Origin of the sequence: Herbaspirillum sp. VT-16-41 (assembly GCF_001994935.1) — a bacterium.
Classification (GTDB): Bacteria; Pseudomonadota; Gammaproteobacteria; order Burkholderiales; family Burkholderiaceae_D; genus Herbaspirillum; species Herbaspirillum frisingense.
Genome location: NZ_MUXB01000020.1, coordinates 173752 through 182570, shown reverse-complemented (window position 1 = coordinate 182570; position 8819 = coordinate 173752). Strand labels below are relative to the sequence as shown.

Here is an 8819-nt window from a genome sequence, read left to right as displayed (position 1 = left end):
TAAATCGTTTCTTCATGCTGCCTCCGTATGGGGCAGACTCTACATCATTGCCGTACTAATCTCGGGGAGCAGGTCACCACCGCTAGTATTACCAGTAGATGCATAAACATAACCCGGCATAGCAACCGGCGGCGTCACAACACATCCCCCATTCGGAGTGCAAGCAACCACTGGCGGGGTGACGACTGCAGCAGCCGTTCCTGAAGGTCCGCTCGTATCCCATGGGTCACGTGGAGGCAAATCAGGTGGCAACGCATTGGGGCCATGTGTCGCGATCTGGATGGCGACCTGTTTGAAATCCTGAGCCAGCTGTATGACAGTATTTTTAGCTAACTTCCCAAGGTCAAGTGCCAGATCTGGAGCGGAGTAATCGAAGAGTCCCAGACTCCTTGCTAATTCCAACTGTTTATATTCAGCAGCCACATATGCGCTGCTGCCCCAATCTCCCATTGACTTCGCATTCGCATACTCGGGAGTCCCGGGCGCAAACTCCTGCCAGCAACGGAATAAGGCGCATGCTGCAGCTTGAAGTCGCGCTTCTTTTTTGGGATCGCCATCAGCAAGTTGTTTGATCTTTTCAATCTCAGCGGGACGCGCCTGCCGATTATTCAAATCAACGTTGTAAGCACCAGCGGCGCCAGCGCCTCCTCCCACTGCTGTACCAATTGCCGCGGCTGCCGCAAGAGATACTGCGCTCTCTACTGCCGGCGGCAGTCCTAGCGTCTTGATCTGTTCGGCAAGATCTGGCATCAACGCCGAACTGGCCGCCGCACCCAATGCCCCAGAAACTCCGCCCGCAAGCAGGCCAATGGCCGCATGCGCACTTGCCCGATAGGCTCCGCCTTCTTTCCACTGATCGGCCTCAGCGCTCAACTTATCCGCTTCGGCCTGATCACCGTCCTGCGCTGCCTTAAGGGCCGACCGTCGTAGCTCACCCTCTTTGGTATCGGCATAGCTACCGACCATCTTGGCCGCCTGCTGCCAAAACGCCTGCGTGATCTTCGTCTGCGCCTCAACCTCTTCCCGCAGTTGATCCCCGTTCCAGTTCTTCGTCAGGCTGTTGCTGCTGTCCTTGCCGGTGCGCACCGACGTATCCAGTGATGCCACTGCCTGGTCCGCGCTCTGCCCCGTGCGGTCCTGCTGTGCCTGCGCATCGGTGATCGTCACCGCACCACCCGATATGCCGCTGCGGGTGACGCTGCTCTCGCTGCCGGAAGCCAAGCCGCCGCCGATGCCGCCTGTCGGCTTGCCTTCGGCCTGGCCTCTGCTCACGCTGATGCTGTCGGCTGCTGTTCTGGGTGTCGGTGTTTTGTGCAGCGATGAGGTTGATGTCGTTATCGGCCTTCAGCGCCAGATTGCCGCCCGCATTGATCTCGCTGCCGGCAATGGTGATGTTGCTGTTGGTGCCATCACCCGTGGCGCGGATACTCATGTTGCCGCCCGAGCTCACCGTCGAACCACGTTGCGTCACCGTATTCTGTTCGCTGCGCGTGCTGTTCTGGCTACTGCCCAGCGTGGCGCTGATGCCGATGTTGGCGCTGTCTTGCGCCAGTCCCTTTTGTATCTCGCCCGCGGCGCTATCATGCCAGTGCCTTATACCGGGATTCTTTAGAGGAATTTGGTCTGATAGGATCGATGAGTGCTCCAGCCAATCCATATCACAACGCCCAGGCGGAGAGCTTCATGAAGACGCTTAAGGTCGAAGAGGTTTATCTGGCCGGATATGAGAAATTCGACGACGTGGCAGCGAGACTGCCATACTTCATCGAAGAGATTTACAACCAACGGCGTATGCACTCGGCGCTGGGCTATCAATCACCTAACCAATTCGAAGCACAACTGGCTCGGCAAGCGGCTTAGTTTCTCGATCAACCTTGGTCCAGCCCGAGGGGTTCACTCCAAAAGTGGGGGTGCGGACAAAATCTTGGACTACCTTGGATTTAGCACTAACCGCGTAGCCACCTCTCACATTGCAGCACTCACTGAGGTAGCCAAAATGGCTTTCCGCCCAAGGCGTCGTATTCCTGTAGAGATCGCGCATTTTCTATAGCAATGCCTGCAAGATCCGCAGGAACAATTTTGACCGGTTGATATATTTTGAAAGCATCAAAAAAGGAAATCGATGACTCCTTGGCCTTTCTAAAATTATCAAAAAAATTACCAAACACATCAGCCAAGTTGACACGACTTGGGTCAAGCCATGTCTTTCTTTTATCGTCAATTAATTCCTGTTTCCAAGCCACCTCCGAACTTGCTGTCTTACCAAAAATCTCCTCCGCCTGCTTCATCAAAATTGAAGCAGGATTTAACTCTTCTAGTTTGAGGTAGCGTCGATAAAAACGATCAACCAACAGATTCCAGTCTTGGTCGGAATTCTCCTTAACGACAAAATACTCAAGACACTCAAAAAACAGAACGAAGTCTGATACCGTACCTGTTTCGTAAACGGAGTGCCCACCTTCAATTCCTATAACCCTCATCATTGTTTAAACCTTATAGATGTCGGAGAAATTATGCCGTTTGATTTCTGTACTATTCCCTGAATAATCTGAATTTTCTGACTATCCGTAACTGTTTGCCCCCGCACATCAATAACCACGTGCTGAACCATCCCAGTTGGCAAATTTTCCGCCCGTTGAATTGCTTGCTGTGAGACGTTCTTAATCAAACCACTTGTGTTGGTTTGGATATTGTAATTTTTTACTTCAAAACTTAAAGAGCCATCTGCCCCTACATAGTCCGGCCGCACACTTCCAGCTGTGCCGTAAGGAACCTGCTTTCCTTTCAGATAACTTACTTGCGGAGTATAGTTCGGCCCGATATCTGTGCCAACATCAATCTCTGACGATCTTGGGGTTGGACGCTCGACAGTTGCAGAATTCGCCTCATCCTTTCCTGCCGTGCTTTCGCCACCATTCTGTGAACTGTCACTAGAGTTACCGGTAGAGGCGTAAACATGGCCCGGCATAGCAACCGGCGGCGTCACAACACATCCCCCATTCGGAGTGCAAGCAACCACTGGCGGGGTGACGACTGCAGCAGCCGTTCCTGAAGGTCCGCTCGTATCCCATGGGTCACGTGGAGGCAAATCAGGTGGCAACGCATTGGGGCCATGTGTCGCGATCTGGATGGCGACCTGTTTGAAATCCTGAGCCAGCTGTATGACAGTATTTTTAGCTAACTTCCCAAGATCAAGCGCCAGATCTGGAGCGGAGTAATCGAAGAGTCCCAGGCTCCTCGCTAATTCCAACTGCTTATATTCAGCAGTCACATATGCGCTGCTACCCCAATCTCCCATTGACTTCGCATTCGCATACTCGGGAGTCCCGGGCGCAAACTCCTGCCAGCAACGGAATAAGGCGCATGCTGCAGCTTGAAGTCGCGCTTCTTTTTTGGGATCGCCATCAGCAAGTTGTTTGATCTTTTCAATCTCAGCGGGACGCGCCTGCCGATTATTCAAATCAACGTTGTAAGCACCAGCGGCGCCAGCGCCTCCTCCCACTGCTGTACCAATTGCCGCGGCTGCCGCAAGAGATACTGCGCTCTCTACAGCCGGCGGCAGTCCTAGCGTCTTGATCTGTTCGGCAAGATCTGGCATCAACGCCGAACTGGCCGCCGCGCCCAATGCCCCAGAAACTCCGCCCGCAAGCAGGCCAATGGCCGCATGCGCACTTGCCCGATAGGCTCCGCCTTCTTTCCACTGATCGGCCTCAGCGCTCAACTTATCCGCTTCGGCCTGATCACCGTCCTGCGCTGCCTTAAGGGCCGACCGTCGTAGCTCACCCTCTTTGGTATCGGCATAGCTACCGACCATCTTGGCCGCCTGCTGCCAAAACGCCTGCGTGATCTTCGTCTGCGCCTCAACCTCTTCCCGCAGTTGATCCCCGTTCCAGTTCTTCGTCAGGCTGTTGCTGCTGTCCTTGCCGGTGCGCACCGACGTATCCAGTGATGCCACTGCCTGGTCTGCGCTCTGGCCCGTTCGGTCTTGCTGCGCCTGCGCATCGGTGATCGTCACCGCACCACCCGATACACCGCTGCGGGTGACGCTGCTCTCGCCGCCGGAAGCCATGCCGCCGCCGATGCCGCCGGTCGGCTTGCCTTCGGCCTGACCTCTGCTCACGCTGATGCTGTCGGCTGAGTATTGGCTGCGGTTCTGGAGATCACTGGTGGTCAGCGTGCCCGTGGTCAGACTGTTCTTGCCTTGCTCCACTGCCTGATCCGTGCTGGCGATCTGGGCGCCCTTCAGATCAGTATTGCCTTTGACGTTGATCTGGAACCCACCATTGCCAGCTTCGATCCCCGACTGCTGGCCTACGCTCGCATAGTCCGCATCCACGCGGCTGCGGCTGGCGCTGATGCTTCCTCCGGGAGAGGCACCTATCGTGGCGCTGCCGCCAGCTGGTTGAGCATGAAGTCCGATGATGCCCAGTTGCGTGATCCCACGAACTGCGGGTCGGTCTGCACCAGATAACGCTGCGCCGGTCCGGCGTTGATGCGGTAGAGCGCGTTGTCGGGCAGGGTCAGATCAAGGTTGGCGATGCGCACGCTGACCCCGCTGGCACTGGCGCCCGCCGCGCCGGAGACGGACGAGGCCACCGCTCGTACCGAGCTGGCGCGGTTGGGTCCGGCACCACTGGTGGGTGTGATGTCAAGCGGGAAGTTGGTGACGATGTCCTGCGACTGGTAAGGCGCGTCGTCGTAGCGACGGTCGTCGGAACTAAAGGCGTGACTCTTGACATAGGTATAGCTGGCCGAGCCGGTGGAGACCACGCGCTGCCGGCCCAGCGGGCCGGTGTTGTTGATCGCGGTGCCGTTGATGCTGTCGCCGGCCACGGTGCCGCCGGCAATCACCTGGCTGGCGTAGTTGTTGATGCTGCCGGCCGCCAGTTGCATGTTGCCGCCGGAGGTGATCATGCCGGGGTCGCTCCTGGTGACGACGGTGCGGGTGATCTGTTCGGTGCCGTCGTAGATGGTCCATTCCCCGACGAGGCGACTGGCCAGGTTGGTATTGAAGTCCTTGATGGCTTGGTTGAGGGCTTCGTAATAGGGCAATTGCGCCGCGCGAATGGCATCGCGGTTGGCGACGGCGGCCTTCCACTGCTGGTAGTCGGGGGAATTGTTGATGCAACTCTCGTTGCCGTCGCACATGAGGATGCTGGTCGGTATCTGCGGCTGCGGCGGCACTTCGGCGGTGGGTCGAGCTACAGCGAAGACGTCCCATATCCTGTCGTTGGGGCCATAGTTGAAACTCTCGGGATGGCCGACGACGGTGATGTCGTGGTTTTCGTTGTACTCGGAAGCGAGTTCGGGAACATAGGCGTCGCCCACACCGGCAATGAAGGATGAGAAGAAGCCCGTCCCGCCTGTGCCGCGGCTGTAGTCAAAGGGTGGCCCGTAACGCTCGAAGGGATATTGGGCCGAAGGCAGCAAGAGACGGAAGTTGTCTTCGTCACCCATGCTGCGCCAGTTTTCAGCGGTGAGTACTTGCCCATTGCCCTTGTTGTAGATGCGGGCAGAAGCGGAATCGATCAGCTGCGACGAGCCATTGAGTCGGAAGCTGACAATCCGATTGCCCGGCCCCGTCTGATCGCTGGTCTCCAGGTGCGCATTGGTATTGTTGATGCTGCCGGCGGCGATGGTGAGGTTGCCGTCGGCGTTGATGGTGGCGCTGCTGTTGTTGATTTCGCGGGCGGCGCCGGTGGCTTTCTTGTTGGCGTCCAGGGCGCCACCGATGGCCATGTCGCCCATCGAGTAGATCAGCCCATGTTCGCTGTTGTTGATGACGCCGGCGCCGATGTCGAGGCGGTTGCGCGCCGCGATCACGGGAGCGCTGGTCACGCCGTTGAGGGTCTCGGCCTGGTTGTTCAATACGTCCGCACCAATGGCGATGTTGTCGCCATAGATGCGGCCGGTGCCGAGATTGTTGACGGTGCTGCTTTCGATGACGGTGTTGACACCGTCGATCAGGCCCCGGTTGATGAAGGTGTGGACATCGGTGGCCTTCAGTTTCAGGGTGTTGCCCACCAGCGAGCCGGCGGCCTGGTTGTCGATGGTGGCGGCCGTCAGGGCCAGCGTGCCACCGGCGCCGACCGCGCCCGCATTGGTGAAGGTGCCGCTGGTGGTGATGGTGGCGTCGCCGGTGGCACCGATCTGGCCAGTGTGAAGGATGGAGGCGACCAGGTCGATGCGCAGGTCCTTCTGGCTCAGCACCTTGCCACTGCCGGTGAAGGAATACGCCAGCAGGCTGGTCTGGCGACCCGCGATCACGGTGCCGTTGCTGTTGTCGATCACCAGCGCGCGTGCCGCCGGATTGGCGTCGCCAAGGCTGACGCTGTCGGTGGCGGAGAGGAGGCCGCCGCCGTTGTCGATGCGGTTGCTGGCCGTCATGGCGATGTTGTCGCCACGCACCGCACCCTGGCGGTTGCTGATGTCGGCGGCACCCACGGTGACGGTGGCGCCTTCCATGCCCTGGTCCTGGCCTTGCGTGTTGTCGTTGCGCACGCTGCCGGCTTGTACGTTGACGGTGCCGTCACTGCGCATCAAGCCACTGCTGTTGTCCACGCTGCCGCTGCCCAGCTGCAGGTCCACGCCCTGCCTGGCCTGCAGCTTGCCGCCGCGATTGAGCAGCGTATCGCCCTGCACCGTGAGCTGGCCATTGCTACCGATGACGCCACTGTCGTTGTCCAGGCTGGCGGTCTTGAGGCGCATGTCACCGTCGGCGGAGACGTTGCCACGGTTGACCAGTGCGCCCGCCGTGATGCTCAGCGGTCCTTGCGCCACGATGCCGCGGTCGCTGCCGGAGTTGGTGTTGCGGATGGTGCTACTGCCGGCATCGATGTTGAGCGCGTCACCGGCCTGCAGCAGGCCACCGTCATTGCCCAGATCGGCGCTGCGGATGGTGAGCTTGCCTTGCGCGGCGATGCTGCCGCCCTTGTTCTCCAGCGTGCCGCTGGTGATGTTCAGGTCGCGCCGGGCGATGATCTGGCCCTGGCTGTTGTCCATACGCTGGCCCTGGCTGTCGATGCGGACATCATTGGCATTGAGCGTGCCGGTACGGTTGTCGATGCCGGCGGCGGTCAGGCTCAGCGCCTGGTTGGCATTGATCTGCCCCCGGTTGCTCAATTGGCCGCTGGTGCTGATGTTGACCGCATCGCGACTCGAATTGACCGTGCCACCGTTGTCCAGGGTCGCGGCCTGGATGTCGACGGCGGTATTGGCGCCCAGGCTGCCGCTGTTGCGGATGGCTTGCGTGGCCTCGATACGCAGGCCATCGACGGCATTGATGCTGCCTCTGGCGGTGTTGTCCAGGCTTGCTGCCTTGACCGCAATGGACAGGCCGGCTTCGATGCGCCCGCTGTTGGTGGCAGTTGCGCTGCTGGTGACCTGGAGCGCACCCTGGCTGGCGCGCACGGTGCCGCTGTTATCCACTGTTGCGGCGTTGATCGTCACATCCCGCGTCGCCTGCAGTGTGCCGCTATTGCCGATATGGCCAGTGTTGCCGCTGGCTTGCAACGTCAGTCCCGCACTGCTGCCAATGCTGTTGCGGTTGTCGATGCTGGCGGCCGTCATCTGCACACCACCCTCGCCGCCAACGCTGCCGGTATTGAGGATGGCGTCGCTGGCCTGTACCGCCAGCGTGCCGGCGCTGGTGATGCTGCCGGCATTGTCCAGCGTGCTGGTACTGATGGTAGCTACGCTCTTGCTGCCCAGTTCGCCGCTGTTGCGCACACCGCCGCTGGCTTGCAGCGCCAGCGGGCCGGTGGCGCTGATGGCCCCGCTGTTTTCCAGGCGACCATCGGCGGTGACCACGGCTTGCCCGACCGAGGCGCCGATGGTGCCGGCATTGCGCACGCCCACGCCGTGTTCGGTGGAGGTGAGGTAGATGTGACCGGCGTACATCCCGCCCAGTTGTGCCACGTCGATGGCGATAGCGGGCTGGCCATCGGCAGGTGCGACGCCGGGGACGACGCTGGTATGGTCGGCGCTGACGGTGTTCAGACCGGCGCTGACCTTCAGTTCCGGCGCCCACATGCCGGCATTGACTTGCACGGCGCGGGCAATGATCTCTGCGTAATCGGTGCGGCTGGCATCCATGCCGTTGCCGTCGATGCTCACCGTGCCACCGGCGACGCGATAGCTCTCCAGGCTGCCGTTGTTGACCTGAGGTACGCCCGTGGTGAGGGTCGCGCGGCTGGCATTGATGAAGCCGCAGCCGGCGCAGCTGATGCCGGCCGGGTTGGCTACGACGACCTGCGCACGGGCGCCGGCCACTTCCAGGTAGCCACGCAGATAGCTGGGGTTGGTCGAATTGACCTGGTTCACGATCACCCGTGCCGCGCCCGTGGCCAGCCAGGGGTTGCCGGCGACCTGCCCGCCCAGCTGGGTGGCGGTGGTGACCCGGGCATTGTTGAGGATGACGCCATTGGCGCCCACATCGAACTGGCGGTACTGGTTCATCGAAACCCCGGCACTGCTGGGCGTCTGGATGTTGACCACCGGCACACCATTGGGCGTGACCAGGACCGTCGGCTGCTGGTTGCGCGGGGCATTGCGGTCGCCCAGGATCTGCGCGTGGGCCACGGTGTTCAGGGCCAGCGCGAGCGTAACCGCAAGGCGCGAAAAGCGCAGGACCGACGGGAGCCAATCCGCCGGGCCGACGCCCGGTGCCGAGGTGCGGCCGTGGTGCTGGACACTGGAAGCAATTTCTGCGACAGCCATCAATTGGCCGCGATGCCGGTTGAAAACCAGCTTGTAACGCTGACGGTTCATGGACGCCCTGATGCAATGTTTTTATGACCGGCTATGCAACGAACCCCTCG

General features: G+C 60.1%; 4 protein-coding genes and 2 pseudogenes. 1 reads left to right on the top strand and 5 read right to left on the bottom strand.

Annotated features, from left to right (window positions below; all coding sequences use genetic code 11):
- Nucleotides 1-39: 39 nt before the first annotated feature.
- Nucleotides 40-1167 (bottom strand): hypothetical protein, encoded by a 1128-nt coding sequence (locus BTM36_RS27560; RefSeq protein WP_254426897.1) that lies wholly within the window; start codon nucleotides 1165-1167, stop codon nucleotides 40-42.
- Between the two features lie 175 nt (nucleotides 1168-1342).
- Nucleotides 1343-1657: pseudogene (locus tag BTM36_RS28880) on the bottom strand (hemagglutinin repeat-containing protein); the annotation flags it as partial.
- Between BTM36_RS28880 and BTM36_RS02720 the strand changes: the two are divergent.
- Nucleotides 1633-1860: pseudogene (locus tag BTM36_RS02720) on the top strand (integrase core domain-containing protein); the annotation flags it as partial. The pseudogenes BTM36_RS28880 and BTM36_RS02720 overlap by 25 nt on opposite strands.
- Nucleotides 1861-1979: 119 nt before the next feature.
- Here BTM36_RS02720 and BTM36_RS02715 read toward each other — a convergent pair.
- The 3 genes from BTM36_RS02715 to BTM36_RS02705 are packed head-to-tail and all read right to left on the bottom strand — an operon-like array spanning nucleotide 1980 to nucleotide 8769.
- The gene (locus tag BTM36_RS02715; RefSeq protein WP_254426895.1) at nucleotides 1980-2483 is read right to left on the bottom strand and encodes a hypothetical protein; all 504 of its coding nucleotides are present in this window, start codon (nucleotides 2481-2483) and stop codon (nucleotides 1980-1982) included.
- Entirely contained in the window at nucleotides 2480-4336 is a 1857-nt protein-coding gene (locus BTM36_RS02710; protein ID WP_077235127.1) for a hypothetical protein, read from the bottom strand. The genes BTM36_RS02715 and BTM36_RS02710 overlap by 4 nt, the downstream gene beginning before the upstream one ends.
- A gap of 41 nt (nucleotides 4337-4377) precedes the next feature.
- Complete coding sequence (locus BTM36_RS02705; protein WP_077235126.1) at nucleotides 4378-8769, bottom strand: filamentous hemagglutinin N-terminal domain-containing protein; 4392 nt, start codon at nucleotides 8767-8769, stop codon at nucleotides 4378-4380.
- Nucleotides 8770-8819 lie beyond the last annotated feature (50 nt).

What these genes read in the sequence shown, in the direction of transcription:
- BTM36_RS02715 (WP_254426895.1), bottom strand. Translation starts at nt 2,483, where the DNA reads ATGATGAGGGTTATAGGAATTGAAGGTGGGCACTCCGTTTACGAAACA.
- BTM36_RS02705 (WP_077235126.1), bottom strand. Translation starts at nt 8,769, where the DNA reads ATGAACCGTCAGCGTTACAAGCTGGTTTTCAACCGGCATCGCGGCCAA.